This window comes from Thermodesulfobium sp. 4217-1 (assembly GCF_039822205.1).
GTDB lineage: Bacteria > Thermodesulfobiota > Thermodesulfobiia > Thermodesulfobiales > Thermodesulfobiaceae > Thermodesulfobium.
In genome coordinates this window covers 1-782 of the sequence record NZ_JBAGBW010000066.1, presented here as the reverse complement: position 1 = coordinate 782, position 782 = coordinate 1, and the positions used below count along the sequence as shown (strand labels likewise).

General features: G+C 42.2%; 1 protein-coding gene. It reads left to right on the top strand.

Annotated features, from left to right (window positions below):
• The coding region (locus tag V4762_RS09995; protein WP_347315631.1) for a methyl-accepting chemotaxis protein at nucleotides 1-782 on the top strand (782 nt) is incomplete at both ends.

Genomic DNA, 782 nt, shown 5'->3' with positions numbered 1-782 from the left:
CAGATTGCCCAGATGACCGATCAGATAAACTCAATTATGGAAGAGACAAAGAAGAGCAACAAAGAGCTCACAGATCTGTCTGTGTCGATGAAGGACAAGGCTCAGGACGGCAATATCCTTATGACGAAGACAAATGAGAGCTCTCATAAGAGCCTTCAATCTGTAAAGAAGCTGGCAGAGGTAATACAATCTCTTAGCAGGAGATCTGAGGATATTGGAAAGATAGTGGATCTGATATCAAACATCTCAGACCAGACAAACCTCTTGGCTCTAAACGCTGCAATAGAAGCTGCAAGAGCAGGAGATGCGGGAAGAGGATTTGCTGTAGTTGCAGATGAAGTAAGAAAGTTAGCAGAAGAATCTCAAAAGGCTGCAAATGAGATAGCTCTAATAATAGGAGAAACAAGCAAAGAGACAAGAAACGCAATGAACTCTATGCAAGATACCTTAAACGACGTAACCACAGGATTAGAGGCCTCTGAATCTACGTCAAAGACTTTCCAGGCAATACTCACATCTATGGACAAGATAGGATCTCTCTTGAATGAGAGAGAAAAGATAGGAGTACAACTAATTGCCAACCTATCAACGGTAAACCTAAACGTTAGCAACCTTGCTGCCCTATCAGAAGAGTACACTGCCTCAGCACAAGAGATGGCCGCATCATCAAAAGACATATCCAACGAAATAGAAAGCCTTGCTGCAATATCAGAAGAGTCATCAGCCTCAGCACAAGAGCTCGCATCTACCACAGAAGAAAGTGATAAAATAGTAAAAGAGTT